Origin of the sequence: Paenibacillus cookii (genome assembly GCF_018333375.1) — a bacterium.
Taxonomy (GTDB): domain Bacteria; phylum Bacillota; class Bacilli; order Paenibacillales; family Paenibacillaceae; genus Paenibacillus_AQ; species Paenibacillus_AQ cookii.
The window spans coordinates 311,479-338,347 of sequence record NZ_BORW01000001.1; the positions used below are offsets into that span (position 1 = coordinate 311,479).

Genomic DNA, 26,869 nt, shown 5'->3' on the forward strand with positions numbered 1-26,869 from the left:
GAAAACCCCCTTTCCTTATGCAAAAAGGCAGGGGGTTTTTCCGTTGGCACGCAAAAAGCAGCCTCGGAAGGCTGCTCTCACGGTTTTTACGCGCCGAACGACGAAGGATCCGCTCTCCACGCTTGAAGCGCTTGGACATCGTCTTGTTGAATCGTTCCTTTTTCCAGAGCGACTTCCATCAACGCGGTATAGTTGGACAAGCTTTGGTACGGAATCCCCGCTTCGTTAAAGGCTTGCACGGCCTTGTCGAGCTGATAGCTGAAGATCGCCAGCACGGCCTGCGGCCGGGCTCCCGCTTCCTTCACCGCTTGGGCCGCCTTGATCGAGCTGCCGCCGGTCGAAATCAAATCTTCGATGACGATGACCTTTTGCCCCGGTTTGATGCTGCCTTCGATTTGATTCTCTTTGCCGTGGCCTTTGGCTTTATCGCGGATGTATGCCATCGGCAGGTTCATCTTCTGCGCCACCCAGGCGGCATGCGGAATGCCCGCCGTCGCCGTTCCGGCGATGACTTCGGTATCCGGGTACTGCTCGCGGATGACCGCGGCGAACGATTCCGCGATATATTCGCGGATTTCCGGATACGACATCGTCAAGCGGTTGTCGCAATAAATCGGCGACTTGATGCCGGAAGTCCACGTAAAAGGCTGTTTCGGGCGCAGCGCCACCGCCTCGATCTCCAGCAAATACGCTGCGATTCGGCCAGGGATTTCTGCAAGGTTCGTCATGCTTCCAACATCTCCTTAATGATTTGTTCTGCTGCCGTTCTCGGCTTCTCTGCGGCTGTAATCGGCCGCCCTACCACAATATAGCTGCTTCCGTTCCGGATGGCTTCCCCGGGCGTCAGAACGCGTTTCTGGTCGCCCTGCTCGCTGCCTGACGGGCGGATGCCCGGCGTCACGGTAATAAAATCGGTACCGCATGCCGCCGCAATGTCGCCGGCTTCCTGCGCCGACGCCACGACCCCGTCAAGTCCGGCGGCTTGGGTCAATTCCGCGTACCGGATGACCGCATCCCTCACCGTACCGGGAATGCCGATCTCTTGGTTCAGCATGTCCTGCCCCGTGCTGGTCAATTGAGTGACGGCGATGACGAGGGGTTTATCCAAAGAGCTGTCCGAAGCAAGCGCCTTGCCGACGCCTTCCAGCGCCGCCTTCATCATGTCCTTGCCGCCCGCGGCATGCACGTTAAACATGTCCACGCCAAGGCGGGTGATGCTTTCCGCTCCACCCTTGACCGTGTTGGGGATATCATGCATTTTCAGATCGAGGAATACTTTGTATCCCCGGGTTTTCAAATCGCGCACAAAATCAGGGCCTGCAGCGTAATACAGCTGCATGCCCACCTTCATGTAACAAGGGATGCCTTCAAGCTCCCGCAGCAATGCCGCGGCTTGACCCGCATCCGGGTAATCGAGGGCCACGATTAAGCGGCCCGCCATTTCCCTGTAACGTTCATCCATTGATCTCGGCCCTCCCCTAGCGTACGGCAAATGCCGGCATGGCTTGGGACGAGAAGTTGATCGTATCCAGCATATTCAGAAGCGCTCTGACGGTATCCAGCGAGGTCATGCATACGACTCCGTTTTCGACCGCTTCGCGGCGAATGCGGAATCCGTCGCGTTCCGGCGTTTTGCCTTTCGTCAGCGTATTGAAGACGAACTGCGCTTCGCCGTTGCGGATCAGGTCGAGAATGTTCGGCGTGCCGTCGCTCAATTTTTGCACCGTCGTCACGAGGATGCCGGCTTCGGTGAGCGCTTGCGCCGTTCCGCCCGTCGCGTAAATTTTGTAGCCCAGGCGTCTGAAGCCTTTCATGAGCTTGACCGCTTCCTCTTTATCCTTGTCGGCGACGGTCACGATGATCGCGCCGGTGGAAGGAATCTTCATGCCTGCGCCGATCAAGCCTTTGTAGAGCGCTTTGGCATATTGCAGGTCGCGTCCCATCACTTCGCCCGTCGATTTCATTTCGGGACCGAGGGTCGGCTCGACGCGGCGCAGCTTCGCGAAGGAGAATACCGGCACTTTGACCGAGACGTAGTCGCTTTCCGGCCACATGCCTTCTTCGTAGCCGAGATCCTTCAGCTTTTTGCCGAGGATCGCTTGCGTGGCGAGGTTCGCCATCGGGATCGTCGTTACTTTGCTCAGGAACGGCACCGTCCGGGAGGAACGAGGGTTGACTTCGATCACGTAGACTTCGTCTTGGTAGATGACGAACTGGATGTTCACCAGGCCGACGGTTTTCAGTTCCTTGGCGATGCGCGTCGTGATGCTGACGACTTTATCTTTCAGATGCTGTTCCAGGTGCTGCGGCGGATACACCGCGATCGAGTCGCCGGAGTGTACCCCTGCGCGTTCGATATGCTCCATGATGCCCGGGATGACGACCGTTTCGCCGTCGCAGATGGCGTCGACTTCGACTTCCTTGCCCAGCATGTAACGGTCGATCAGGACCGGATGCTCCGGATTGATTTTGACCGCTTCTTCCATGTAGCTCAGCAGTTCGGCGTCGGAGTATACGATTTCCATCGCCCGGCCGCCCAGGACGTAAGAAGGTCTTACGAGCACCGGATAACCAAGCGCTTGCGCCGTTCCGACGGCTTCGTCCACCGACGTCACCGTGCTGCCTTTCGGCTGGGCGATATCGAGGCGGGAGAGCAGCGCTTCGAATTTTTTGCGGTCTTCGGCTTCATCGATGCTTTCAAGGCTTGTGCCGAGAATCGGAACGCCTGCCGCGCTCAGCGGTCCCGCCAGGTTGATGGCCGTTTGTCCGCCGAACTGCACGATGACGCCGATCGGTTTTTCCTGCTCGATGACGTTCATGACGTCCTCGAAGAACAGCGGCTCGAAGTACAGGCGATCCGACGTGTTGAAGTCCGTCGATACCGTTTCAGGGTTGTTGTTGATGATCACCGCTTCGTAGCCCGCGTTTTGGATCGCCCAAACCGCGTGCACCGTCGAGTAGTCGAATTCGATCCCTTGCCCGATCCGGATCGGTCCCGAGCCCAGGACGACCACTTTCTCCTTGTTCGATGCCGTCACTTCGTTTTCCGTTTCATACGTCGAGTAGTAGTATGGCGTGGAGGCCTCGAACTCGGCCGCGCACGTATCTACCATTTTGTATACCGGACGCAATCCCTGCTGCAGGCGGTACTCGCGCACTTCCGATTCCTTCGTGTAGCTGTCCGCGGATGCCAGCGTGCGCAGCTCGGCGATTGCCCGGTCGGTGAATCCGAGACGCTTGGCTTCATACAGCGTTTCCGGCGTCAGTTCTTTTTGCTGGATTTGGGCTTCGAAAGCGATCAGGCCTTGCAGCTTATCGAGGAACCACCAATCCACCTTGGTCAAATCCTGGACCGTTTGCAAATCATAGCCGCGGCGGAATGCTTCGGCGATCAGGAAGATGCGCTCGTCGTCGGCTTTGACGAGGCGTTCTTTCAACACGTCCTCGCTCAGTTCCTCGGCGCCTTTCAGGTAGAAGCGGTGTACGCCGATCTCGAGGGAGCGAATCGCTTTGTGAATGGATTCCTCGAACGTCCGTCCGATCGCCATAACCTCGCCGGTCGCTTTCATCTGGGTTCCGAGCTTGCGGTTGGCATGAATGAATTTATCGAAAGGCCAGCGCGGGATTTTGCTGACGATGTAATCCAGCGTCGGCTCGAAACATGCGTAGGTTTGGCCGGTTACCGGATTGACGAGTTCGTCGAGCGTGTAACCGAGCGCGATTTTGGCAGCCATCTTCGCGATCGGGTAACCGGTCGCTTTGGAAGCGAGCGCCGACGAGCGGCTGACCCGCGGGTTGACTTCGATGACGTAATATTGGTAGCTGTGCGGATCGAGCGCGAACTGCACGTTGCATCCGCCTTCGATGTTCAGGGCGCGGATGATTTTCAGGGACGCCGATCTCAGCATTTGGTATTCGCGGTCGGACAACGTTTGGCTTGGAGCCACGACGATGCTGTCGCCCGTATGGACGCCGACAGGGTCGAAGTTTTCCATGTTGCAGACGACGATGCAGTTGTCGTTGGCGTCGCGCATCACTTCGTATTCGACTTCCTTCATGCCCGCGATGCTCTTCTCGATCAAGCACTGTCCGATCGGGCTGTAGCGGATGCCGGAGGAAACCGTCTCGCGGAGCTCCTCTTCGGTCGCGCAAATGCCGCCGCCCGTTCCGCCGAGCGTGTAAGCCGGACGAACGATGACCGGATATCCGACCTCATCCGCGAACTTCAGCGCCTCTTCGAGCGTCGTCACGATCGTGCTCTCCGGAACCGGCTGCTCCAGCTCGCGCATCAGCTCGCGGAACAGGTCGCGGTCTTCGGCTTTTTCGATGGAGGTCAGCTGCGTTCCGAGCAACTTCACGTTCTCCTGCTCCAGGATGCCCGCTTTCGCAAGCTCCACCGCCATGTTGAGGCCGGTTTGGCCGCCAAGCGTCGGCAGAAGTCCGTCCGGACGCTCCTGGCGGATGATTTGGGTCACGAAGTCCAGCGTAATAGGTTCGATATAGACTTTGTCGGCCATGTTGGTGTCGGTCATGATCGTAGCCGGGTTGCTGTTGATCAGGACAACCTCCACGCCTTCTTCTTTCAGGGCTTCGCAGGCCTGCGTGCCCGCATAGTCAAATTCCGCCGCTTGGCCGATGACGATCGGGCCCGAGCCGATAACGAGGATTTTCTTAAGTTGTTTGTTAAGTGGCATAATTAACGTTCTCCTTTCGCGGCTGCAGCCAGTTCAGCCTGACGCGGGTTTGCCGGGTTTTGCTGTTTATGTTCTCTGATCATGTCAAGGAATTGATCGAATAGATAGCCGTTGTCGTACGGTCCCGGCGCTGCTTCCGGGTGATACTGCACGGTGAATGCCGGATATTTTTTATGCTTCAAGCCTTCGATGGTTTTGTCGTTGTTGTTGATGTGCGTCACTTCAAGCTCCGTGCCTGCGATCGAATCTTCTTTGACCGTATAGCCGTGGTTTTGGGAAGTGATGTAGCAGCGGTTCGTTTTCAGGTCCTTGACCGGATGGTTGCCGCCGCGGTGTCCGAATTTCAGCTTCTCCGTATCGGCGCCGCAAGCGAGCGCGAACAGCTGATGTCCGAGGCAGATGCCGAAAATCGGATATTCGCCGAGCAGTTCCTGGATCGTCCGAATCGCATGCGGCACATCTTTCGGATCCCCGGGGCCGTTGGACAACTGGATGCCATCCGGATTGAGGCGGCGGATTTCGTCGGCCGTCGTGTCCTGCGGCACGACCACCACGTCGCATCCGCGGGCGGTCAGCTCGCGCAGAATGCCGGTTTTGGCGCCGTAGTCCACGAGTACGATCCGCTCTCTCGATCCCGGGCTGCTGTACACATGTTTGGTAGACACCGTAGCCACCTGATTCGTCAGAATCGGACTGGCCGCCAGGCGTTCTCTCAGCTCTTCCACCGATGCAGCCGACGTCGTGAGGATCCCTCTCATCGTTCCGTGCTGGCGGATCATGCGGGTCAGCATGCGCGTATCGATGCCGCTGATGCCGACGATCCCGAATTCTTTGAGCAGGTTGTCGACGTTGTATTCCGCGCGCCAGTTGCTTGGCACCGTTTCATGCCGTCTCACGACAAACCCGTTCACGAACGGGGCCACGGACTCGAAGTCGTCGCGCGTAATGCCGTAGTTTCCGATCAAGGGATAGGTCATCGTCACGATTTGCCCGCAGTAGGACGGATCGGACAGCACCTCCTGGTAGCCGGTAATCCCCGTATTGAATACAACCTCGCCTGTTTTTTCCCCTTCGGCTCCGAATGCACTGCCTGTAAACAGTGTTCCATCCTCCAGAAGCAATCTTGCCTGCATTCTACTCACTCCTCTGTCAAATACGTACTTTCTCTTTCTGTTCAAGAAAACGCGCTATGAATCTATCTTGAAAATCCGGGCCGTTATTCAGCCCACACCACTTTTCCGTCCACCCATGTTTTCACCGGCCAGCCTTTCAGCTTCCAACCGGTAAAGGGCGTGTTGCGCCCTTTCGAAGCGAAGGTTTGCGGATCGACTTCCCTTTCGGACTCGAGGTCGATCATCGTTAAGTCCGCGGGAGCTCCTTCCGCCAGCTTTCCTGTATTCAACCCGAACACTCTCGCCGGATCGGACGTCATGCGGCGTACAAGGAAGGAAAGATCCCATTGTCCCATGGCCACGAATTTCGTGTAAAGCAGCGGGAATGCCGTTTCGAACCCGACGATGCCGAACGGTGCCATTTCCATGCCTTTGGCTTTCTCCTCTTCGGTATGCGGCGCATGGTCCGTGACGATGATGTCGAGCGTTCCGTCCTGCAGCGCCTCGATGCATGCCTGCACGTCGCGCGGCGAGCGGAGCGGCGGATTCATTTTCCAGTTGGCATCCAGCCCCGGGATGTCCTCGTCCGACAACAGCAGGTGGTGCGGGCACACCTCCGCGGTGACGTTGATGCCGATCGATTTGGCCTGGCGGATCAGGCGGATCGACTGCTCGGTGCTGACATGGCATACATGGTAGTGCACGCCCGTCGCTTCGGCGAGAAGAATGTCGCGCCCGACGTGGATCGCTTCCGATTCGTTCGGGATGCCGACGAGCCCGTGCTTTTCGGCAAACTTGCCTTCCGTGACGCAGCCTTTTTCGACCAGCGAGTTTTCTTCGCAGTGCGCGATGACCGGCATATCCAGCTCGGCCGCCAGACGCATCGCATTTTTCATCATTTGCGCGTTTTGAACGCCCACGCCGTCATCCGTAAAGCCGATGGCTCCGGCCGCCTTGAGCGCGGCAAAGTCCGTCAGCTCACGTCCGAGCTCCCGGACGGTGATCGCCGCATAAGGCAGCACCTTGACGAGCCCCGCTTCGCGGGCTTTATCCAGCACCAGCTGCACCGTTTCAGGATTATCCGTCACCGGTTTGGTGTTCGGCATGCAGGCAATCGTCGTGAAGCCGCCTTTGGCCGCCGAACGGCTTCCGGTTTCGATCGTTTCCTTATGTTCAAAGCCAGGCTCGCGCAAATGAACGTGCATATCGATGAGGCCCGGCGTTACCAGTTTCCCGGCGGCGTCCGTGACTTCCGCGCCTTCGGCAGGCTGCCAATCGGAGTCCCCGTCGATCAAGGCACGGATGACTCCGTCCTCGAGAACGATATGTTTTTTCGTAAGTTCGCCTTGCTCATTCAACACGCTGGCGTTCTTGATAATATGCATGCTGTTTACCTCCGCTCGTTGATTGGCGCTGTGGCTTCCAATCTATTGTATAATATTCATTCAATTTTGTGTATATTTATTAATACAATGGCGTGAAAATTCCTGCCTTCGCCTACAATAACGCTCTTTCCATGACTGCCATCCGTACCGGAACCCCGTTGCTCATCTGCGTGAATATGGCCGATTGCTCACATTCAACGACCGAGTCGTCGATCTCAACGTTCCGGTTCACGGGGGCAGGGTGCATGATCAGCGTGTGTCGGGAAAGCTTAGCCGCCCGTTCTTCCGTTAATCCGTACTGTGCCCGATATTCCTCTGCCGATTTCAGCATGCCCGTCTCATGGCGTTCAAGCTGAACCCTCAGCATCATTACAACATCCGATTTTAATGCTTCATCCATGCTTACGTATGGAGCGTCAAGCTCCGGTGCCTGCATGTTCGGCGGCGCGCAGAATTTGACTTCGGCGCCGAACTTTTGCAGCGCCCACAGATCCGACCTGGCCACCCGGCTGTGCGAGATGTCCCCGATGATCGAAACCGTCAGTCCCTGCAGCGTGCCGAACCTTCTTTTCATCGTGAACAGATCCAGCAGTCCCTGCGTCGGGTGTTCGTTGTTTCCGTCCCCTGCGTTGATCAACGGCACCGAAATTTTCCCGGCCAGCTCTTGAAGCACGCCTACCGGCTTCAGCCGGATGACCCCGGCGTCGATCCCCATCGATTCAAGCGTTTTGACGGTATCGTATATCGACTCACCTTTCTCCACGCTCGATGCCGCAGCCGCGAAATTCAATACCTGCGCGCCAAGCCGTTTTTCGGCCATTTCGAAGGAAAACCGCGTTCTCGTGCTGTTTTCGAAAAACATGTTGGCCACAAACCGCGAGTTCAGGACCGGAATCAGCTTTTCCTCCCGAGCCGCCCAGTAGGCGGCCCGGTCGAGGATGGATTCGATTTCCCCGCGGCTGAGATCCTTCAGACCAAGCAGGCTCCGTTCCTTCAGCTTCGTCATCGTCATCATGGTCATTTCTCCTCCCGGTTTTGAAAGATCGTTACCTCGTCCTTGCCGTCGGTTTCCGACAGCGCCACTTCGATCTGTTCCTGTTTCGAGGTCGGCACGTTTTTCCCGATATAATCCGGCCGAATCGGCAGTTCTCGGTGTCCCCGGTCCGCCAGCACCGCGAGCTGGATCATTTGCGGCCGGCCGCAATCCATCAGCGCGTCCATCGCGGCCCGGATCGTCCGGCCGGTATACAGCACGTCGTCGAATAAAATGACTTTTTTCTCTTGTATTTGGAGAGCGTTAAGCTCTTGATTCACGTCCTTGGAGGCTTGCGGATCGCCCTTCTTCTGATCGTCGCGGTACGCCGTTACGTCGATCGCTCCCCAAGGGACCGGCGTGCCTTCGATCTCCAGTATTTTGCCCGCAAGCCGTTTCGCCAGAAACTCGCCTCTCGTTTTGATGCCGATCAGAACGCAGTTTTCAATCCCCTTGTTCCGTTCCAGTATTTCGTGTGCAATCCGTGTCAGTGCGCGGCGGATCGCCGCCTCATCCATAATGACATGCACCTCGTTGCTCATGCCCCACACTCCTTTTTCGCTTAAGGGATATTGACTACATTATCGCCCGTGAACATGCAAAAAACTCCTTGCCGCTCATGGCAAGGAGTGAAAGTCGTTAGACATTTGGACACAGAGATTCCTTTCGTGGACCGCGCGAAAAACAGGCATGCGCATGCCACAAAAGTGAACCTCGGTTCACGTTACCTTGCCAGCCTCACGGGACTGAATTAAAGGTCTTATTCAGATGGATTGAACTGAAGCGATTTGCTTCAAGCTCGTTTCATTCAACTACAAGAATTATGACAGACGGCCCGCGTATTGTCAACAGGCTTTTGGTCTTCCAAGCCGCTGTTATATTATTCCGGGAGATTGCGGGATTGCTGCGGCTCAGGCCGGATCGCAGCCGCTGCCGGCTCCTCCGTTTTCGGCCGTTCTTGGGCTTTTCGCGGCGCAGGCTTCGAATCCCCGAATATTTCGTTCATTTCCCTTTTGACCTCGCGCAGCGCTTTTCCCGCGGAACGCCCCAGTCCCGGGAGTTTGCTGGGCCCGAACAGCAGCAGCGCCAACAGCGCCAGCAAAATGAATCCCGGCAGTCCGATATCGCTCAACATGTCGTATGAAACCTCCTTTATAGATCGATTAACGCTTTCATGGGTAGCGGTTCCTTTTCCGCCTTACACGGCTTGTCCGCTTATCAAACGGCCCCGTAATTCATCCGGTCCTTGTATTTGACGTCCAGCCGCTGCTGCTTCCGGTATACCATGCGGGACATCAGCACGCTGATCTCGTATAACGCGATGAACGGCAGCGAAACGGAGATATGCGAAAAAAACTCCGGCGGCGAAATCATGCACGCGATAAAAACAAGCACCATATAGGAAACCTTGCGGATCTTCGCAAGTTTCGCCGGCGTCAAAATGCGCAGCCGGGTCAAGAACATCGCGACCACCGGCAGTTCGAAAGCCAAAGAAACCGGCGCCACGATGTTCGTCAGGAAAGAAAAATATTGCGCGATGCCGTAGGTTTCGACCAGCCCCAGGTTTTTGGTCGTGTCCGTCGTAAAGCGGAAGGCCATCGGAAACACGACGAAATAAGCGAAAGCAAAGCCGACGACGATCAGCACAAACGCGGCCGGAATATATTTTAGCGCCGCCCTGCGCTCATCCTTCCGCAGCCCTTGTTTCACGAATCCCCATATTTGGAACAGCGTGAACGGAACCGCCACGATGAGCGACATCGCCGCGGACAGATACATGTAAATTTTGATGCCGTCCAACGGGCTGAACGCGTTCCAAGCGACAAGCGAAGCCGGCGGGCGGCTTTTCAGGAAATGCAGCACGTCCCCGGCAAAAAACATCGACGTAATCATGGACGCCGCAAAAACGGCAAGGATCCAAAACATCCTTTTCCTAATCTCGGATAAATGTTTTTCGTAAAGGGACCAATTCATTCGATTCAGCAGGTTCCACAGGTTCAGCAGGGTGATCAGCTCCAGTGATTTTTAAACGTTTCCTAGTTTCCACCTACCACTTTACCATTTTTGCGGGCAAAAATCACGACGGTCTTCGCATCGACTCGAGCCGCTCCAGCACGATCCGGACGGCGATCGCGTCATCGATGTACCCGAAAGGAAAGTTGAAGTCCGGTATAATGTCGGTCGACAAAACGAAATACAGCAGCGCGCTCCCGATGATGTGGCGTTCGGCGTCCGGCAATCCGCCCGACTCGTATGCGTCGTACAAATCCCTTAACTGGTCGATATAATACCCCCGGCTCCGAAGCTGGGCAAGCTTATTCAAAAAAGAGCCCTGAATCATTTCCCGCCCTTCATCCGTTTGTGCATAGGCCTCGTATTTCTGCAGTTCCTGGCGAATCCGCCCCGTTATGTTTTCCACGCAAATGCCGCTTCCTTGCAAAGCGTCCCGAAGTTCGCTGATGTCATCCTTCATCTCCTTGGACCCCAAACCCGCGGCGGCTAACAGCTCCTGGACCGGGATTTGCAAATGTTGTGCAAACAGATGGAGCTGCTCCAGCCTTGGCCGCTGCTTGCCGCTAACGATCCGTGAAATCGAAGCCGCATCCATGCCGATGATTCCGCCCAGCTTTCGCATCGACATCGACTTGGCGCGCAATGCGTTTTTGATTAACGCTCCCAGCCTGTTTTGCTCCTGCATGCCCTCGCGATCCGCCGCCATCGTTTCACCGCCTTTTTGTTTGCCGTTCACCGTTTGTTGCGTTTTCCTCAACGCTTCCTCAACATTATATGTTCCATACCGTCACTTTTTGTTGCCGGAATTAATAAGATACGATGAGGATTCGGCAATGCATGAACATCATTTCATCAAAGGGAGTGCTGGAGAATATGGTTGCGCCATGGCTTTCGTCGGTTTCCATCGCGCTTGCGTCCAACCTCGATAATGCCGGGGTCGGAGCCGCTTACGGGGTACGAAACATCAAAATCCCTTTTTACGCGAGCGTGGTCATTGCCTTTATGGGTTTTCTGCTGACGCTGATCGGAGGGTTGTTCGGGCAGGTGATCGCTTTGTGGATGCCCCCGCAAATCTGCAACGTCATCGGCATGATCATGCTGGTGGCCATCGGCCTTTGGGTGATGCTGCAGCCGATGCTGGAACAAAAGAAGCCCCGCCCAACGACGCCTTCGGGATCCATCCAGGAGATATTAAAAAATCCGGAAGCGGCCGATGTCGACCGGTCCAAAACCGTCGATTTCAAAGAATCGGTCATTCTCGGCATCGCGCTGTCGATCAATAATTTGGCCGGCGGATTCGACGCGGGGATCACAAGCATCAACATTTGGGAAACGTCGCTTTTTTCAGGCCTGTTCAGCTTGATCTGCATCGGCCTTTGCTCGATGGCGGGCCGCAAAATCGCCGGCGAACGCCTGGGCAAAAGCGCCAGCTGGATTGCGGGCATCCTATTGATTGCAATCGGAGTGCACCAGGTCATCTAATGCCGTCGTCACTTAAAAAGGCTGCCCTTCAGGGCAGCCTTTGGCGATTTATTTGAGAACGGAGAAAATGAACTTCTCCAGTGATCCTGTATCGGCAATGGACTGATTGCATGCAGGGTTATCGATACAGACGTACTGGCCGATGGAAGAGTAGTTATCCGGCAAAGCGCTTTTGGTCTTGACGGTGAAGAAGGCCAGCTCCTGGTGCCGGTTGCAGAACATGCAATACCCCTTCTTGTTGGTCGGCGTGATTCTTCCTTCGATCCCGATGAACTTTCCTTCGTGCGGATACACGATGAACAATCGGTTCGTTGCGACGTCGACCCAGCCGAGATACGTCACAAATCGAAAATCGATGGCCTGCAGATCAGGCACTTTTAGCTTCTTGCTTTTAGGAAATAACTTCTGAATCTGCTTCTCCGTAATCGGCGGATAAGGCTCCACGTACGCTTCCAAATCGGTGAGATAATTTTGGAATTCGTATGCCGTCTCGAAGGTCGAAATTCGTTCCAGCATCCGGCGCTGATCTTCCGTTAAGGAAGGAAATGCTTCGGTAATCGTCAAAGCCGCCCGATACCTTACGGTCTCCAGGACTTTGCGGTCCGCGACGGTTCGCAGCGTTCTCAGAAGGAATTCGGTTTGTCTCTTAATTACGTTATACTGATGGTTTCTAATAAATGGTATACTCATAGCTCTTCAGCCCCTTATTATTATTAAAAAAATGTAATAAGGTGCAAAGCCCGTTATTAGAAACGATAAAATGAAGCTTGGGCGATTGAATCCATTCCATCGCACCTCACGCAAAGTATCGCCCCGAAATCAGGCTTTGCATGAGGACTTCCTAGCTAATGAGCAATTACGCATTGCCATCGATAAGACCTCCAATCATGAATCAATGGAAAAATTATAACAAAAAGTTACAGAAGCCGCAATTGTATGGTTTGGTCATCACCCCATAAAAAAACGGCCAGCCTGTTGGCTGACCGCTTTTTTTTGCGCTTATAGCATATTTCAATTAGAATTCGAATTCGACGTCGCTCAGGCGGCGTTTGATTTCGCCGATAACGCGTTTTTCGTCTTCCTCGCCGTTTGCGATGAACGTGACGGAGAAACGGACGAAATGTCCGGCATCATCCCATGGCACGCTGGAGATCAGCTTTTCGCGGATCAGATACTGCGAGAAATCCTCGCCGGATTCGAAACGGATGCCGCCCTTGATCCCTTTCGGCGCCTCCACGTACAGGAAGAAGGAACCTTTCGGTTTTTCCGCCTGGAATCCGAGCTCGTTCAGCGCGGCGACCAGCATGTCGTGCCGGCGGGAATATTTGGCCGCGATTTTTTCGGTAATTTCCGGATGGTACAAGCCGTATGCGGCCGCTTTTTGGATCGCGATGAATTGTCCCGAATCGTTGTTGTCCTTCACGTCGCCGAAAGCCTTGACGACAAGCGGGTTGCCGGCAATAAAGCCGATCCGCCAGCCGGTCATGTTGTAGGACTTGGACAAGGAGTGCAGCTCGACGCCGACGTCTTTCGCCCCCGGAACGGACAAAAAGCTGAGCGGCTTCAACCCGTCATAGGTCAGTGCGGCATACGGGGCGTCATGAACGATGACGACGTTATGCTTTTTCGCCCATTCCACCACTTCGGCGAAAAACTCCACGGTTGCGCTGGCGCCCGTCGGATTGTTCGGGTAGTTCAAATAAAACAGCTTGGCCCGTTTGGCGATATCTTCGGGGATGGCATTCAAATCCGGAAGGAAGTTGTTTTCCTTCGTCAGTTCGACGTTATAGACTTCCCCGCCCAAATATTTGGTGTGCGTGCCCATCACCGGATATCCCGGAACCGTCATGATCGTCACGTCGCCCGGGTTGATGAAACACGAAGGCAGCATGGCCAGCGCCGGTTTGGAACCGATCGAATGCAGCACTTCGGTTTCGGGATCGATGCCTTCGACGCCAAACACTTCCTTCAGGTAATGGGCTGCCGCAACCTTGAATTCAGGGATGCCGTTGTCCGCATACCCGCGGTTTTCAGGCTTGGCCGCTTCTTCGGCAAGCTTGGCGACGATGCCGCTGTCCGCCATTTCATCGGGTTCGCCGACGCCAAGGTCGATCAGTTCGACGCCCGGAAAATCCTTTTTTGCCTGCGCTTTGGCGCGCTTGATCTTCTCGAATTTGTAAATCGCTGTATCTTTACCATAATTGGATCCGCCAATCCGATCCGCAAAATTGTGCTGAATATACGTATGTTGGTATTGTTCGATACTCATTTGTTTCTTCATCTCCCATTTAAGCTAAGTTCCAAAAAACCTACCCTAAATATGAAGGAATCCATGGCTGAATGCCATGGATTAATTATCGTATCATTTGTACTTTCATCGGCTGCGCAGACTGGCGAGCAGCTCTTCCATATCCTGCGGGATATCGGCCGTAAATTCCAAATATTCCCCGCTGGACGGATGGATGAAACCGAGCACTTTCGCATGGAGCGCCTGCCCGTCCATTTTGATGCCCTTGCTGCGCCCGTAGACCGGATCGCCGACAAGCGGATGACCGATGAATTTCATATGGACGCGAATCTGGTGGGTCCGGCCGGTTTCGAGCTGCAGCTCGAGCAGCGTGTAATCCCCGAACCGCTCCAGCACGGCAAAATGCGTAACCGCGTGTTTGCTGTTTCTTTCGGTGACCGTATACATTTTGCGGTCGAACGGATCGCGGCCGATCGGCGCATCGACGGTGCCTTGGTCATGGCTGACGTTGCCGTGCACAAGCGCAACATATTTGCGCGTCACGCTGTGATCCTTCAGTTGGGCGGCAAGCGAGGCATGCGCCTTATCGTTTTTGGCGGCCATCAGCAGGCCCGAGGTGTCTTTGTCGATCCGGTGCACGATCCCCGGCCGCAGTTCCCCGTTAATGCCCGACAGATCCTTGCAGTGATGCATCAGCGCGTTCACCAGGGTGCCGGATGCATGTCCGGGCGCCGGATGCACGACCATTCCCCTCGGTTTGTTCACCACGACGACGTCGCTGTCCTCGTAAGCGATATCGAGCGGAATATCCTCCGGCACGATTTCGACGACGGCGGGTTCGGGCACGGTCACTTCGAGGACATCCCCTTCGGCCAGCTTATAGTTGGCTTTGACCGGTTTGCCGTTCACTTTAACGTGCCCCGAAGCGATCCAAAGCTGCACCTGCGATCTGGATACGTCCTCTTCCCAAGATTCCGTGATGTATTTGTCGATCCGTTCCTTTGCATAGGCCTCATCGATCACCCATTCCCGGATATCGGCTTCACTCACACGATTTCATTCCCTTCCTTGCTGCCTTCTTCTTTGGTGGTTTTGTTCAAATCGAACAGCGAGTCCAAAATAATGAGCGCCACGCCTACAACGATGCAGGAATCGGCGATGTTGAAGATCGGAAACGTGTAGCTTCCGAAGTTGAACATCAAAAAGTCGACGACTTCCCCGGTCAGCGCCCGATCGAGGAAATTGCCGATCGCCCCGCCAAGCACGAGGCTGAGTGCCGCAGGCAGCAGCTTGCGGGCAGAGGTTTTTCTAACCTTTTGCATGTACCAGATAATGGCGATGACCACAACGACGGTAACGATGATGAAAAACCAGCGTTGGTTCGGGAGAATGCCGAAGGCGGCTCCCCGGTTGCGGCTGGAGGTAATCAGGAAAAAGTTTCCGATCACGGGAATTTCCTGACCGAGCTCCAGTTGTTTTGCAATGATCCATTTGGTCCCCTGGTCCACTAAAAACGCGACGATCGCGAGGATGTAATACCACACAGCTCCATGTCACTCCGTTCTTATCAATTGGGCCTTGCGGCCTTGACGGCTTCACGTCAACTAAGACCTGTATATTGTAGCACAGCACGCCAAACATCGTCCATTAACGTCCATCCCCGAGAAGATTTTCCTTCTGTAAAAGCTCAGCCTTTCGCGCATTCTACAAAAGAAGGAATTGTCTCAAGCGGCATACCGTTGCCGCAAAAGGAAAGGGGCCCGTGATGATGCAGCATCTTACCGCTTCGCAGCTAAAGCATCTGCGCTCCAAGCTGGAAGAGCAGTTGCAATCCTTGCAGCAAAAAGACCAGGAAAACGATTCATACGGCGTAGACGAGTCCATGCGGGACCAAACCGGCGAGCTGTCGCTGATCGATAACCATCCCGGGGACGTGGCTACCGATTTGTACAACCGGGAAGTGGACCTTTTGCTTCAAAACCATGACGACCACCTGATGGAGCTGATCCGCGACGCGCTTGAACGGATGGATCAGGGAACGTACGGCATCTGCCCGATCTGCAACAGGCCGATCCCATACGAACGACTCGAGGCCGTTCCGATGACGGAATATTGCGTGGAGGATAACCCGAAACACCATGTTTCCGACTACCGGCCGGTGGAGGAATATTTCCTGATGCCGCCATTCGGCCGCACGAGCTTGGATGAACGCGATGACCAAAACGGCTTTGACGGAGAAGACGCCTGGCAGGCGGTCGAAAACTTCGGTACGTCCAATACGCCGGCCTATGCCGAGGATAACGACGTCCACAGTTATAATGACATGGAGATCGAAGCGTCCGAAGAGCTTGAAGGATGCGTCGAACCGATGGAAGCTTTCGTCGCCACCGACATGTACGGCAATTTGATCGATATCGTCCGGAACCACCAATACCGAAAATACATGGACTTGGGCGAAGGCATCGACATGTACCAGCTGGCGGAAGAAGAAGAGGACGAAGAGGATTTTCTCCTCTAGCTTTAAAAGGGTGACCCCACCCTCGGTTAATAGGTGTTCAGTTCCATCTGGCGCTGCACGATGCGGACGATATCCGCGATATAGTCCCCGATGATGGGCAAGTTCAGTGCGCCCAATACCTGCAGCACGTAAATGATGGTGGCCGCAAAAAAAGTGAACCCGATCGCGATCCCGACCCCGCGCGCCGTTCCCGATAGCAGATTAAGCCAGATCAAACGCAAAGGCTTGTGAAGAAGCTGGGTGTAGTCGGCGATGCGCGACTTTTCCATCTCGCTTGCGATTTGGGCCGTGAGCTGGTAGATCCGGTTCAACTGCTCTTTTTCGGCCGCAGATCCGCCTGTATTCTCATCATTGACCATAGATGACTTCCCCTTCATAAAAGCTGTCGCGAAGAAAAACAAACGAGCCTGCAAGCCGCCGGAGCGATCCGGCGCCTTAAGGCTCGTTTATTCCTTTTGACTGCTATTATTTGCCTAAAGCCTGCCTCTCATTCAGCAAGGAAGCCTCTTTGGGGCTTTATTTTTTAAACAGGCCTCAATCAGCGATGCGAATGCCAAGCGTTTTGCCTGCCAATTCGACGGTTTCCATGCCGGCTTCTTGACCGAATACGACGTCTTTGACCAACACGTTTTCGCGAAGCACATGGTCGAAGGCTTGGATCGCCCCGGTCAGCTCTTCGTCCGCGTCCAAAACGAGCGTGACGCGTTTTTCGATCGGCAGATCCAGCTTTTTGCGGTAATCCTGCACGGCGCGGACCACTTCCCGGACCCAGCCCTCCTGCTCGAGCTCAGGCGTGATCTCGGTGTTCAAGGCAACCGTGATGCCGTAACCGGAGGCCGACGCGAATCCGCTCTTGGCATGTTTTTCGACGAGCAATTCGTCGGCGGTGATCTGAAGCTCTTCGCCTTCCGGAGAGGTCACGTGGATGCCTCCGGATTGCACGGCCGCTCTCGTTTCCTCCGGAGACAAGCCTTTCAGGAAGCCTTGAAGGAAGCCGATGTTTTTGCCGTATTTTTTGCCGGCGACTTTCAAATTCATTTTGAGCGTAAAATCGACGAACCCGCTGTCGCTCGTTTCAAGCACGAGATTTTTGACGTTGATTTCTTCCTTGATGATCTCCTGGTAGCCGGCCGCGTCAAACGAACGGTCCATGGATACGATCAGCTCGGACAATGGCTGACGCGTTTTGATGCCGGTTTCGTTCCGCACGTTGCGGGCAAGCTCGACGATTTGCCGCGCCGCTTCCATGTCCGCTTCAAGCGTTTTGTCGATCAGCGATTCGTCGGCCTGCGGGAAGTCCGCCAGATGCACGCTTTCGCCTCCGCCAAGGTTGGTGTAAATGTCCTCGGAGAGGAACGGCGTATACGGCGCCATCAATTTCGAAAGCGTCAGCAGCACATGCGTCAACGTGCCGTATGCGGCAAGTTTGTCTTCGGTCAGGCCGCTGCCCCAGAAACGGTCGCGGGAACGGCGGATGTACCAGTTGCTGAGCTCGTCGATGAACCCTTCGATGCCTTTTGCCGAATTCAGGAAGTCGTTGACCGCAAGTCCTTTGTCGACCAATTGGATCAGGCTGTTCAAGCGGGACAGGATCCAGCGGTCGAGCTTGTTGTCGGATGGCTTGAAAGGATGCTCGGCCGGATCGTAGCCGTCGATGTTTGCGTACAACGTCAGGAACGAATGGGTGTTCACGAGCGTATCCACGACTTTAGACTTGGCTTCCGCGACAATGCCTTTGGAGAACCGTTTGCTGTTCCATGGCGCGCTGTCGGCCAGCAATGCCCAGCGGAACGCGTCCGTGCCGAATTCGTTGATGATATCCCAAGGATCGATGACGTTGCCTTTGGATTTGGACATCTTTTGTCCGTTTTCATCCAGGATGTGGCCCGTCGCGATAACCGCTTTGTAAGGCGCTACGCCCTTAAAGAGGGTGGATACCGCCAGCAAGCTGTAGAACCAGCCGCGGGTTTGGTCGATCCCTTCGCAGATCATGTCGGCAGGGAACTGCTCTTCGAAGGTGCTCTCGTTTTCGAACGGATAATGATGCTGCGCAAACGGCATCGAACCGCTGTCGAACCATACGTCGATGACCTCGGAGGTGCGTTCCATCACGCCGCCGTCGCAGTGCGGACATTTGACTTTCACTTCGTCCACGTAAGGTTTGTGCAGCTCAAAGTCGTCCGGGAGAGCCGTGGTCGCACGCTCTCTCAAGTCCGCAAAGCTGTGCGGGGCGTATTCTTTTTTACAGGAACCGCATACCCATACGTTCAGCGGCGTACCCCAATAACGGTTCCGGCTGATGTTCCAATCCACCAGGTCCTCGAGGAATTTGCCGAAACGTCCTTCGCGGATATGGCCCGGGAACCATTCGACGCCGTTGTTGTTGGCGATCAGCTGATCTTTGACGGCCGTCGTTTCGATGAACCAGCTTTCCATCGCGTAATACAGCAGCGGGGATTTGCAGCGCCAGCAGAACGGATAGCTATGCTCGTATTTTTCCTTGCTGAACAGCAGCCCTTTTTCGGAAAGCATTTTTACAATGTCCAAATCGCAATCCTTCACGAAACGTCCGGCCAGATCCGTAACCTCATCGGTGTAACGGCCTTGGGCATTGACGACGCTGACGAAGCTGATGCCGTTTTCGCGGCAGGTTCTGTAGTCGTCTTCACCGTGCGCAGGCGCCATATGGACGATACCGGTACCGCTTGCGTCCGTGACGAACGAAGCGCCGACGATCAGGTTGCCCTTTTCCGGATTAATGTACGTAAACGGCGGCGTGTAGGTTTTTCCGATAAACTCGGAACCTTTGTGCGTGGACAGCACCTGATAATCTTCTTTCATCACGTCTTCGACCAGATTTTTGGCCACGATGTACACTTCGCCGTTTTTTTGCACGCGCGCATAATCCATATCCGGATTCATCGCGAGTGCAACGTGAGCCGGCAGCGTCCAAGGGGTGGTCGTCCAGGCAAGCACGTATTCGCCGCTGTCGTGCAGCTTGAATTTGGCCGTGGCGCTCAAGTCTTTGACGTCTTCGTAGCCTTGGGCCACTTCGTGGGAGCTGAGCGTCGTTTGGCAGCACGGGCAATACGGGCTTACGCGGTGACCGCGGTACAGCAGGCCTTTATCATGGATGGTCGCGAGGATGTTCCACACGCTTTCGATGTAGTTGTTTTCAAGCGTGATGTACGGATGATCCAGGTCGGTCCAATAGCCGATGGCCTCGGTCAGCTCTCTCCATTGTTTTTCATATTCGAATACGCTGGCTTTACATTTTTTAATGAATTCTTCCACGCCGTATTTTTCGATCTCTTGTTTGCCGGAGATGCCCAGCTGTTTTTCCACGCCGAGTTCGACCGGCAGGCCGTGGGTATCCCAGCCCGCTTTGCGGACGACGCGGTAGCCTTTCATCGTTTGGTAGCGGCCGATAAAGTCTTTGATGACGCGGCCGAGAACGTGCCCGATGTGCGGAGCGCCGTTCGCCGTCGGCGGACCTTCGTAAAACACGTAGTTCGGTCTGCCTTTGCGGTTTTCCATCGATCTGCGGAAGGTGTCTTCCTCGTTCCATTTCTTCAGCACGCGCAGGTCGCGTGTGCGCGCTTTTTCTTTGACATCGACTTTTAACATCATATTCATCCTTTCATGTAATTCCTTCGAAGGAAATTCCCATCCCTTAAATCCCCCTTCTAAGCGGACGCTTTCGAAGTGAGTTTTCCTTCGGAAAACTTTTAGGGGACCCCAAGGGCTTCCGCCCTCTGGACTCCCGAAATGGGTCGAGGGAGTCACAGAGTATGGACTTTGATTCTTTTTATGTGATACCCGCTTTTCGCCCCGTTCTTTGCTTTCGCAAAGACGGGGCACGCTTAACGGATGCGCGCTCTAGTTTCACAAACAAAAAGTTACTCTTTCCACCACACCCATGCACGCATGGCAGGTTCCCGATGACGATTCCGAAGGAGAGTCGAGGAAGAACCGGGCACACCTCCAAACGCCCCTGTAGTGCGCCGCACCCATCGCACGTATGAAAGGTTCCCGATTGCGAACCGCAAGGGAGCTGAGGAAGAACCGGGCATACCACCATACGCCCCTGTAGTGCGCCACACCCATCGCACGTATGAAAGGTTCCCGATAGCGAACCGCAAGGGAGCTGAGGAAGAACCGGGCACACCTCCATACGCCCCTGTAGCGCGCCGCACCCATCGCACGCATGGAAGGTTCCCGATGACGATCCGAAGGGAGTCGAGGAAGAACCGGGCACACCTCCAAAAGCCCCTGTAGCGCGCCGCACCCATCGCACGCATGGAAGGTTCCCGATGACGATCCGAAGGGAGTCGAGGAAGAACCGGGCACACCTCCATACGCCCCTGTAGTGCGCCGCACCCATCGCACGCATGGAAGGTTCCCGATTGCGAACCGCAAGGGAGCTGAGGAAGAACCGGGCACACCTCTAAAAGCCCCTGTAGTGCGCCACACCCATCGCACGTATGAAAGGTTCCCGATAGCGAACCGCAAGGGAGCTGAGGAAGAACCGGGCATACCACCAAAAGCAGCTTTAGTGCGCCACTCCCCCTCCCTGCGCCGAACTTTCGGGTGTCCAGAGGGCAGCGCCCTCTGGGGTCCCCCTTTGGAAAGGGGGATTTAGGGGGATTCGGTAGAATTTAGGGGGATTCGATAAAACAAACACAAATAAAGCCTCATCCCTAAAAGGGACGAGGCTTCTGCTCGCGTGACCACCCTAATTCCGCTCATGGAGAAACAAGCTCTCCTGAACGACTCCTCAAGTCCTCGCCTTACCGGATATTCATCAACCCAAATCCGCCGTCAGCAAGGAGCCGATATAACGTTCGGCATGCCGGCTCGGCTTACGCACGTTAACGCTAACGCTTCAGCTTCGCTTCTCCGGGAGGATCTTCGGCTTCGGTCTGAACGCCGGCTCTCAGCAAACGCCGGCTCTCTGGAGAACATATCCAAAGCTTACTTATCCCATCATGGAATCCATATGCATTCAAATGCTGCCGCCACTTCGCGCGACAACCGATATGACTATAGTTATAGCCCTTTTTGAATCAAAAGTCAACCAAGCAGAAGCCTAGTACACTTCGTTAGCTTCTCGCGTACTCCGGGATTCGCCGGACGATTCCAAGGCATCCCAGCTTTCCTGGCTCAAAAGCTCCAGCTGCGCTTCCACCAGCGTCCGGAAACGGGTGCGGTAAATGGAAGCCTGCTTTTTTAATTCTTCCACTTCCATCGCGATTTTACGCGACTTGGCCAGCGACTCGTTGATGATCCGGTCCGCGTTTTTCTCGGACTCTTTAATGATCAGCTGGGCTTCTTTCTTGGCGTTGTTTTTGACCTCGTCGGCCGCTTCCTGCGCCACGATGATCGTTTTCGAAAGCGTCTCTTCGATATTGAGGAAATGGTCCAACCGTTCCTGCAACGACATCAGCTGATTATGAAGTTCCTTGTTTTCACGGATGACGCTCTCATAATCCTTGATGACCTGATCGAGGAATTCATTCACTTCATCCTCGTCATAGCCCCGGAGCCTGCGGGAAAACTCCTTGTTATGTATGTCGAGCGGCGTTAATGGCATAGATGTGCACCTCCTAAGAATGTCCAGGTCTCCCTGTGTTATCAAACGGATCTGGATACAGCCCACTTGGAATGTATCGGCCGAAGTAAATGATTTGATTAGCATTCGCTTGAATTACATTTCGACAGGAATAACCTATTTCCTGCTGCGAGTCTACACAAATTTACCTATTTTAACCCGGTAGCGTCCTTTTTTGGTTACGTCCCCCGCCTCAAGCACCTTGAAACGTCCGAACCCCTGCATCGATACGACGTCTCCGGCTTTCAGGGGTGCCGACGGGTCCTCGACGGTTTTCCAGTTCACGCGGCACCGTCCGGCCCGAATCGGGATCAGCACTTTGCTCCGGCTGAGCCTGTACACGTCGGAGGCGATCCCGTCAAGGCGCAGCGACGCAACCGTAATATCCATCGGCTCCAGCGTCACCTTGTTCGTGCGAAGCTGCTCGATCGGCAAAATTTCGCTCTGAACGTGCACGCGGTGCACCTGGTTCAGGTTCATGTCCAGAAAAGCGCTGATTTCTTCGCAAACCACCGTGTGACAGCCGTGCTCCAGCACATGGATGTCGCCGATTTTGGAACGTTTGATGCCAAGGCCCAAAATCGAACCCATATAATCGCCGTGCTCCAGCGACAGAAACTTCTGATCCGCGGAATCGATGCTAAGCACCTTTAATTTCATGTCCTCCGCGTCCAAATCGCGGTAGTCCGGGGCGATCAGCGCCCGTTTCCGTTCCGCCTCCCCGTACCCTCCGTCAAACCGCGCATGCACGTCCGGATGGCGATTCACCAGCGATTCCACGATAAATGCCTGTCTTGGATCCAGAAAATCCGTCAGCCTCGTCTCATGGTATTGGCCCGCGTTCACAACCCACTCCCAGGCCCGGTCCACAAACTCGCGTTCGTCGGGATGAAAATGCTCGTAAATGTCCAGCTTCATCGCTTACTCACGCCCAAAAATACAGCAGTATCGCGATGACGCCCCGCTCGGCGAATTGCAGCACCAGCAGCGCAATGATCGGCGAAATGTCAAGCATGCCCGCGATCGGAGGAATAAAACGGCGAAACGGCGACAAGTACGGCTCCACCAGCTTGCCCAGAAGCTCGCCGATAAAGCTTTCGCGCAGGTTCGGGAGCCAAGACATCAGCACGTACACGATAATCATGTAAAAATAAATTTGAAACAGATATTGCACGATCGTAATTATTTCGGCCAAAATCGGCTCACCTCATTCTGTTGTAATCATGTTCATCCGCAAGTATTTCGGAAATGGTGCCAGAGATTTCGACCGTATCCGGGGTACATAAAAAGATATTCCCCCCGACCTTGGAAATACTGCCGCTCAAGGCATAAACCGTTCCGCTGAGAAAATCGATGATCCGGAGCGCCTGGTCGGTGCGGACGCGCTGCAGGTTGACGACCACGGTCCGATGGGACCGCAAATGATCGGCGATTTCCTGGGCTTCGTCATAGGAACGCGGTTCGTGGAGGATGACCTTGACGTTTTTTTGCGAATGAATGCTAACCACATTGTTTCCCCTTGGGTTTCTACGTGTTTCCACCGGCGGAGTTTCAACTTCTTCTTCAACGGGGATCTGTTCCCGCTCCACGATTTCCTCCTGCTCCTGCAACCCCAAAAAAGACATGAATTTATTCATAACGCTCATCCTTCCCCCTCCTCTTTCCCTACTAAAATGCTGCCTAAGCGGATCCAAGTCGCTCCTTCCTCGATCGCCACTTCAAAATCGTTAGACATGCCCATGGAAAGCTCCGTTAACGGTTCCCGCGTAATGCCCTTGCGGTTTAATTCATCCCTTAACTCGCGCAGCCCCCTGAAAACGAAACGGGTTGCTTCCGCATCGTCTTCAAAAGGAGCCATCGTCATCAATCCGATCACTTTAATATGGGAAAAGCTTTGACTGTCCTGCAAAAACGATGCCGCTTCCCCGGGAGCCAAGCCGTATTTGCTGTCTTCCCCGGAAACGTTGACCTGCAAAAAGGTTTTGACTGTAAGCCCTCGCGCGGCGGCCTGCTTCTCGAGTTCCTTCGCAAGCGACAGCCTGTCCAGCGAATGGATGTACTCGAACCTCCCGATCACGTCCTTCACTTTATTGGTCTGCAGGTGACCGATAAAATGCCATGTTCCCCGGTGGCCGAGCGCCTCCCATTTATCCTGGGCGTTTTGCCACCGATTTTCTCCGATGTGCTCCAGCCCGCCGTCCAGCACCTTCGCCGTCATCGCTGCCGAAACGTACTTCGTTACCGCAACGGTTTTTACTTCCTGGGGCGCTCTGCCGCTACGCAGACACGCTTGTTCAATGCGTTTATTGACTTCCTGTATCCGCTCTTCCAACGTCATGGAAGGCTCACCTCTCTTTTAGCCCGATCCAACTCGCCATTCGTCCTGTCGTTCCCCCATCCTTCCGGTATGAGAAAAACAGATCGTTACGACAGCTCGTACACCATGATGTACATTCGATATGTGTCGGCAATATTCCTGCTTTAATCATAATGTGTCGATTCAATTCTTTCAAGTTGAGCATGTATTTGCCGTCTTCTTTGGCTATGTAACAATCCGAAACGGAATATTCGTCATTACCCAGGAAATCTTTTTCTAAATCATGGACATAAGACATAACTTTTCCATCTACCTCATAGCAGCAGGATCCGATGGACGGGCCGATCGCAGCCCTGATATCTTCCGTCCGGCTTCCAAAATATTCCTGCATGTGCTCAACCATGTTGGCCGCGATTTTGGCTACCGTTCCTTTCCAGCCGGCATGCGCCAACCCGGCAACTTCTTTTACCGGATCATAAAAAAACAAAGGCACGCAATCGGCATAAAAGGACGTCAGCAGCACGCCCGGTACGTTGGTCAACAGCCCATCCGTATCCTGAACGGCGGATTCCCGGCTCAGGCTTCCCGCCCCCGCCAAACGTTCGTCAATGATCGCGATATCGGCGCGGTGGACCTGTTCCCCGCATGTCCATGCATCGAGCGTGAATCCGAGCCGGCCTGCAATAAGCTTGCGGTTGGAGATGACGTCCTCGGGACGGTCGCCGACGTGAAAAGCGCAATTCAACGAATCGTAAGGCGCTTGGCCGACGCCTCCGTTCCGTCCGGTAAACCCGGCACTGATACCGTCATAGCGGCTCATCCAGGGCTCCAACATAAAAAGCGCCGGATGCCCTTGCTCCTCTTTCAACACAAACGGTTCCATTCCTATTCACCTCAACTTCCAGTGTACCACATCAGCCCTCACAAATCCCTGTAATTTCGGCGGTCCCGTTCCTGCCGTTCCCCGTAAGACGAAGCATCTTTTTCGTTTGGCAGCGTTTTGAGTTCCTCCATTTTGACCAGAACGACGTCCGACCCGATTTTGACGATGTTTTGCCATGGAATCACGAGGTCCGCCCCTCCGCCGAACAGCCCCAAGAATTTATTGTAGCTAGGCACGACGATCGCCTCGATTCGGCCCTGGCGGAGATCCAGCTCCAGATCGCTGATTTGTCCGAGCCGTTTGCCGTCTACGATATTGATGACGTCTTTGGTTTGAAAATCGGATATTTTCATGTGAATCCCCACCGATTGTTTTTCTGAAATCAACGTCCGCAGCCCCTTTTCCTCCTAAGTTTCCGTGCCTGAATATCCGCTACCTCATCTTGATATATGTATATGTTCCCTTTGGGCAAAATGCCCTTCTTTTTGAAAATTGCCCGGCCATGCCGATGCTCCGATCAGATACAACCGGCACGCCTTCCGCCCAAAGATTTTAGAAGGCCGCGCACGCATGAAAATGCGACATTTCACATAGTCTGATGGAGAGCCGACGCTGGTGGACGATCCATCTAAAAAAGCGACCCGGAACGGATCGCTTTTAGGTTTATAGGCTTGGCAAAAAGAACGCAGCAAAAACGCTTCAAGCCAATCCTCAATATTCAATTTTTAAGGTTACGATTTCACATGCTTTTGCATTTGCTGGATGGCCGATTTTTCCAAACGGGACACCTGAGCTTGGGAAATGCCGATTTCGTCGGCGACCTCCATTTGGGTTTTGCCTTCGAAAAAGCGCATGGAAAGAATCATTTTTTCCCGCTGGCCTAGTCTTTGCATCGCTTCGCGCAGGGCAATTTCTTCAATCCACTGCACATCCTTGTTTTTGTCGTCGCTGATTTGATCCATCACATAGATGGGATCGCCGCCGTCATGGTAAATCGGTTCGAACAGCGACACGGGATCCTGGATCGCGTCCAGGGCAAAAACGACATCCTCTTTGGGCACGTTGAGCACTTCGGAAATTTCGAAAATCGTCGGTTCCCGGGAATTTTGGTTGGTCAGGGAATCGCGCACCTGCAGCGCCTTGTAGGCGATGTCGCGCAGCGATCTCGAGACCCGGATCGGATTGTTGTCCCTCAGGTACCTGCGGATTTCGCCGATGATCATCGGAACCGCATAGGTCGAAAATTTCACGTTTTGCGACAAGTCAAAATTATCAATAGCCTTCATCAGTCCGATACAGCCTACCTGAAACAAATCGTCGACAAATTCCCCCCGATTGTTGAAGCGCTGAATGACGCTGAGCACCAATCTCAGATTGCCATTCACGAGCTTTTCTCTGGCTGACCGTTCGTTGTGTTGCTGCAAGGAGTGGAACAATTCCCGCATTTCCACGTTGGTGAGGACCGGCAATTTAGCGGTATCCACACCACAAATTTCGACTTTGTTTCGGGTCATGATGATTTACCTCCCAAGGAGAAACATTAATGTACATTATCTCCCTGGGGGCTCATTTT

At 54.4% G+C, this 26,869-nt stretch carries 26 protein-coding genes and 1 other annotated feature; of the genes, 2 read left to right on the top strand and 24 right to left on the bottom strand.

Annotated features, from left to right (window positions below; genetic code table 11):
- Positions 1-86: 86 nt before the first annotated feature.
- The 10 genes from pyrE to KI367_RS01685 all read right to left on the bottom strand — a co-directional run bounded on the left by pyrE (position 87) and on the right by KI367_RS01685 (position 10,994).
- The gene (gene pyrE, locus KI367_RS01640) at positions 87-728 is read right to left on the bottom strand and encodes an orotate phosphoribosyltransferase (RefSeq protein WP_036707599.1); all 642 of its coding nucleotides are present in this window, start codon (positions 726-728) and stop codon (positions 87-89) included.
- Complete coding sequence (pyrF, locus tag KI367_RS01645) at positions 725-1,462, bottom strand: orotidine-5'-phosphate decarboxylase (RefSeq protein ID WP_036707596.1); 738 nt, start codon at positions 1,460-1,462, stop codon at positions 725-727. Before pyrF ends, pyrE begins: the two co-directional genes overlap by 4 nt.
- 16 nt (positions 1,463-1,478) lie before the next feature.
- A complete protein-coding gene (gene carB / locus KI367_RS01650) occupies positions 1,479-4,694 on the bottom strand; it encodes a carbamoyl-phosphate synthase large subunit (protein WP_212947114.1) in 3,216 nt (1,071 codons plus the stop codon).
- Positions 4,695-4,696: 2 nt separating this feature from the next.
- Positions 4,697-5,827: a carbamoyl phosphate synthase small subunit gene (locus KI367_RS01655; protein WP_036707593.1), complete on the bottom strand. Its 1,131-nt coding sequence runs from the start codon at positions 5,825-5,827 to the stop codon at positions 4,697-4,699.
- An 83-nt stretch (positions 5,828-5,910) separates the two neighbouring features.
- Positions 5,911-7,191 (bottom strand): dihydroorotase, encoded by a 1,281-nt coding sequence (pyrC, locus tag KI367_RS01660; RefSeq protein WP_212947115.1) that lies wholly within the window; start codon positions 7,189-7,191, stop codon positions 5,911-5,913.
- A gap of 112 nt (positions 7,192-7,303) precedes the next feature.
- A complete protein-coding gene (locus KI367_RS01665) occupies positions 7,304-8,206 on the bottom strand; it encodes an aspartate carbamoyltransferase catalytic subunit (RefSeq protein WP_036707588.1) in 903 nt (300 codons plus the stop codon).
- 2 nt (positions 8,207-8,208) lie between these two features.
- Positions 8,209-8,766, bottom strand: a complete 558-nt coding sequence (gene pyrR / locus KI367_RS01670) for a bifunctional pyr operon transcriptional regulator/uracil phosphoribosyltransferase PyrR (protein ID WP_036707585.1) — start codon at positions 8,764-8,766, stop codon at positions 8,209-8,211.
- Positions 8,767-9,104: 338 nt separating this feature from the next.
- Positions 9,105-9,359 carry a twin-arginine translocase TatA/TatE family subunit gene (locus KI367_RS01675; RefSeq protein WP_212947116.1) on the bottom strand — a complete coding sequence of 85 codons (255 nt, stop codon included), beginning with the start codon at positions 9,357-9,359 and terminating at the stop codon, positions 9,105-9,107.
- Positions 9,360-9,442: 83 nt separating this feature from the next.
- A complete protein-coding gene (tatC, locus tag KI367_RS01680; RefSeq protein ID WP_036707579.1) occupies positions 9,443-10,198 on the bottom strand; it encodes a twin-arginine translocase subunit TatC in 756 nt (251 codons plus the stop codon).
- A gap of 103 nt (positions 10,199-10,301) precedes the next feature.
- Entirely contained in the window at positions 10,302-10,994 is a 693-nt protein-coding gene (locus KI367_RS01685) for a DUF1232 domain-containing protein (RefSeq protein WP_212947117.1), read from the bottom strand.
- A gap of 80 nt (positions 10,995-11,074) precedes the next feature.
- On the opposite strand from KI367_RS01685, the gene ytaF reads away from it, so the two are divergent.
- Positions 11,075-11,719 (top strand): sporulation membrane protein YtaF, encoded by a 645-nt coding sequence (gene ytaF / locus KI367_RS01690; protein WP_246536511.1) that lies wholly within the window; start codon positions 11,075-11,077, stop codon positions 11,717-11,719.
- 48 nt (positions 11,720-11,767) lie between these two features.
- On the opposite strand, the gene KI367_RS01695 is transcribed toward ytaF, so the two are convergent.
- From KI367_RS01695 to lspA, 4 genes are all read right to left on the bottom strand, one after another.
- Entirely contained in the window at positions 11,768-12,409 is a 642-nt protein-coding gene (locus KI367_RS01695; RefSeq protein WP_212947120.1) for a FusB/FusC family EF-G-binding protein, read from the bottom strand.
- 325 nt (positions 12,410-12,734) lie between these two features.
- Positions 12,735-13,988 (bottom strand): LL-diaminopimelate aminotransferase, encoded by a 1,254-nt coding sequence (locus KI367_RS01700; RefSeq protein WP_036707574.1) that lies wholly within the window; start codon positions 13,986-13,988, stop codon positions 12,735-12,737.
- Positions 13,989-14,093: 105 nt separating this feature from the next.
- On the bottom strand, positions 14,094-15,017 hold the full coding sequence (locus KI367_RS01705) for an RluA family pseudouridine synthase (protein WP_036707572.1): 924 nt from the start codon (positions 15,015-15,017) through the stop codon (positions 14,094-14,096).
- A complete protein-coding gene (gene lspA, locus KI367_RS01710; RefSeq protein WP_036707570.1) occupies positions 15,014-15,511 on the bottom strand; it encodes a signal peptidase II in 498 nt (165 codons plus the stop codon). Before lspA ends, KI367_RS01705 begins: the two co-directional genes overlap by 4 nt.
- Before the next feature lie 224 nt (positions 15,512-15,735).
- Between lspA and KI367_RS01715 the strand changes: the two genes are divergently transcribed.
- Positions 15,736-16,485 carry a TraR/DksA C4-type zinc finger protein gene (locus KI367_RS01715; protein WP_036707765.1) on the top strand — a complete coding sequence of 250 codons (750 nt, stop codon included), beginning with the start codon at positions 15,736-15,738 and terminating at the stop codon, positions 16,483-16,485.
- A gap of 26 nt (positions 16,486-16,511) precedes the next feature.
- Here KI367_RS01715 and KI367_RS01720 read toward each other — a convergent pair whose 3' ends face one another.
- The 10 genes from KI367_RS01720 to sigG all read right to left on the bottom strand — a co-directional run bounded on the left by KI367_RS01720 (position 16,512) and on the right by sigG (position 26,810).
- Positions 16,512-16,844 (bottom strand): DUF5665 domain-containing protein, encoded by a 333-nt coding sequence (locus KI367_RS01720; protein ID WP_373316191.1) that lies wholly within the window; start codon positions 16,842-16,844, stop codon positions 16,512-16,514.
- Positions 16,845-17,019: 175 nt separating this feature from the next.
- Complete coding sequence (gene ileS, locus KI367_RS01725; RefSeq protein WP_212947121.1) at positions 17,020-20,112, bottom strand: isoleucine--tRNA ligase; 3,093 nt, start codon at positions 20,110-20,112, stop codon at positions 17,020-17,022.
- A gap of 1,075 nt (positions 20,113-21,187) precedes the next feature.
- Positions 21,188-21,484, bottom strand: a binding site (T-box leader).
- A gap of 90 nt (positions 21,485-21,574) precedes the next feature.
- Positions 21,575-22,078 (bottom strand): DivIVA domain-containing protein, encoded by a 504-nt coding sequence (locus KI367_RS01730; protein ID WP_212947123.1) that lies wholly within the window; start codon positions 22,076-22,078, stop codon positions 21,575-21,577.
- A 153-nt stretch (positions 22,079-22,231) separates the two neighbouring features.
- Entirely contained in the window at positions 22,232-23,014 is a 783-nt protein-coding gene (locus KI367_RS01735; protein ID WP_212947125.1) for a YlmH family RNA-binding protein, read from the bottom strand.
- 7 nt (positions 23,015-23,021) lie between these two features.
- Positions 23,022-23,294: a YggT family protein gene (locus KI367_RS01740; RefSeq protein ID WP_036713492.1), complete on the bottom strand. Its 273-nt coding sequence runs from the start codon at positions 23,292-23,294 to the stop codon at positions 23,022-23,024.
- A gap of 4 nt (positions 23,295-23,298) precedes the next feature.
- Positions 23,299-23,742, bottom strand: coding sequence for a cell division protein SepF (locus KI367_RS01745; RefSeq protein ID WP_212947127.1), 444 nt, complete (start codon positions 23,740-23,742; stop codon positions 23,299-23,301).
- A complete protein-coding gene (locus tag KI367_RS01750; RefSeq protein WP_212947134.1) occupies positions 23,739-24,434 on the bottom strand; it encodes a YggS family pyridoxal phosphate-dependent enzyme in 696 nt (231 codons plus the stop codon). The genes KI367_RS01745 and KI367_RS01750 overlap by 4 nt, the downstream gene beginning before the upstream one ends.
- Before the next feature lie 7 nt (positions 24,435-24,441).
- Entirely contained in the window at positions 24,442-25,296 is an 855-nt protein-coding gene (pgeF, locus tag KI367_RS01755) for a peptidoglycan editing factor PgeF (RefSeq protein ID WP_212947136.1), read from the bottom strand.
- Between the two features lie 38 nt (positions 25,297-25,334).
- On the bottom strand, positions 25,335-25,649 hold the full coding sequence (locus KI367_RS01760) for a YlmC/YmxH family sporulation protein (RefSeq protein WP_036713528.1): 315 nt from the start codon (positions 25,647-25,649) through the stop codon (positions 25,335-25,337).
- Positions 25,650-26,027: 378 nt separating this feature from the next.
- Entirely contained in the window at positions 26,028-26,810 is a 783-nt protein-coding gene (gene sigG, locus KI367_RS01765; protein WP_160044661.1) for an RNA polymerase sporulation sigma factor SigG, read from the bottom strand.
- Positions 26,811-26,869: the final 59 nt, after the last annotated feature.

What these genes read in the sequence shown, in the direction of transcription:
- pyrE (WP_036707599.1), bottom strand. Translation starts at nt 728, where the DNA reads ATGACGAACCTTGCAGAAATCCCTGGCCGAATCGCAGCGTATTTGCTG.
- pyrF (WP_036707596.1), bottom strand. Translation starts at nt 1,462, where the DNA reads ATGGATGAACGTTACAGGGAAATGGCGGGCCGCTTAATCGTGGCCCTC.
- carB (WP_212947114.1), bottom strand. Translation starts at nt 4,694, where the DNA reads ATGCCACTTAACAAACAACTTAAGAAAATCCTCGTTATCGGCTCGGGC.
- KI367_RS01655 (WP_036707593.1), bottom strand. Translation starts at nt 5,827, where the DNA reads ATGCAGGCAAGATTGCTTCTGGAGGATGGAACACTGTTTACAGGCAGT.
- pyrC (WP_212947115.1), bottom strand. Translation starts at nt 7,191, where the DNA reads ATGCATATTATCAAGAACGCCAGCGTGTTGAATGAGCAAGGCGAACTT.
- KI367_RS01665 (WP_036707588.1), bottom strand. Translation starts at nt 8,206, where the DNA reads ATGATGACGATGACGAAGCTGAAGGAACGGAGCCTGCTTGGTCTGAAG.
- pyrR (WP_036707585.1), bottom strand. Translation starts at nt 8,766, where the DNA reads ATGAGCAACGAGGTGCATGTCATTATGGATGAGGCGGCGATCCGCCGC.
- KI367_RS01675 (WP_212947116.1), bottom strand. Translation starts at nt 9,359, where the DNA reads ATGTTGAGCGATATCGGACTGCCGGGATTCATTTTGCTGGCGCTGTTG.
- tatC (WP_036707579.1), bottom strand. Translation starts at nt 10,198, where the DNA reads ATGAATTGGTCCCTTTACGAAAAACATTTATCCGAGATTAGGAAAAGG.
- ytaF (WP_246536511.1), top strand. Translation starts at nt 11,075, where the DNA reads ATGAACATCATTTCATCAAAGGGAGTGCTGGAGAATATGGTTGCGCCA.
- KI367_RS01695 (WP_212947120.1), bottom strand. Translation starts at nt 12,409, where the DNA reads ATGAGTATACCATTTATTAGAAACCATCAGTATAACGTAATTAAGAGA.
- KI367_RS01700 (WP_036707574.1), bottom strand. Translation starts at nt 13,988, where the DNA reads ATGAGTATCGAACAATACCAACATACGTATATTCAGCACAATTTTGCG.
- KI367_RS01715 (WP_036707765.1), top strand. Translation starts at nt 15,736, where the DNA reads ATGCAGCATCTTACCGCTTCGCAGCTAAAGCATCTGCGCTCCAAGCTG.
- KI367_RS01720 (WP_373316191.1), bottom strand. Translation starts at nt 16,844, where the DNA reads ATGGTCAATGATGAGAATACAGGCGGATCTGCGGCCGAAAAAGAGCAG.
- ileS (WP_212947121.1), bottom strand. Translation starts at nt 20,112, where the DNA reads ATGTTAAAAGTCGATGTCAAAGAAAAAGCGCGCACACGCGACCTGCGC.
- KI367_RS01730 (WP_212947123.1), bottom strand. Translation starts at nt 22,078, where the DNA reads ATGCCATTAACGCCGCTCGACATACATAACAAGGAGTTTTCCCGCAGG.
- KI367_RS01735 (WP_212947125.1), bottom strand. Translation starts at nt 23,014, where the DNA reads ATGAAGCTGGACATTTACGAGCATTTTCATCCCGACGAACGCGAGTTT.
- KI367_RS01745 (WP_212947127.1), bottom strand. Translation starts at nt 23,742, where the DNA reads ATGAGCGTTATGAATAAATTCATGTCTTTTTTGGGGTTGCAGGAGCAG.
- KI367_RS01750 (WP_212947134.1), bottom strand. Translation starts at nt 24,434, where the DNA reads ATGACGTTGGAAGAGCGGATACAGGAAGTCAATAAACGCATTGAACAA.
- pgeF (WP_212947136.1), bottom strand. Translation starts at nt 25,296, where the DNA reads ATGGAACCGTTTGTGTTGAAAGAGGAGCAAGGGCATCCGGCGCTTTTT.
- KI367_RS01760 (WP_036713528.1), bottom strand. Translation starts at nt 25,649, where the DNA reads ATGAAAATATCCGATTTTCAAACCAAAGACGTCATCAATATCGTAGAC.
- sigG (WP_160044661.1), bottom strand. Translation starts at nt 26,810, where the DNA reads ATGACCCGAAACAAAGTCGAAATTTGTGGTGTGGATACCGCTAAATTG.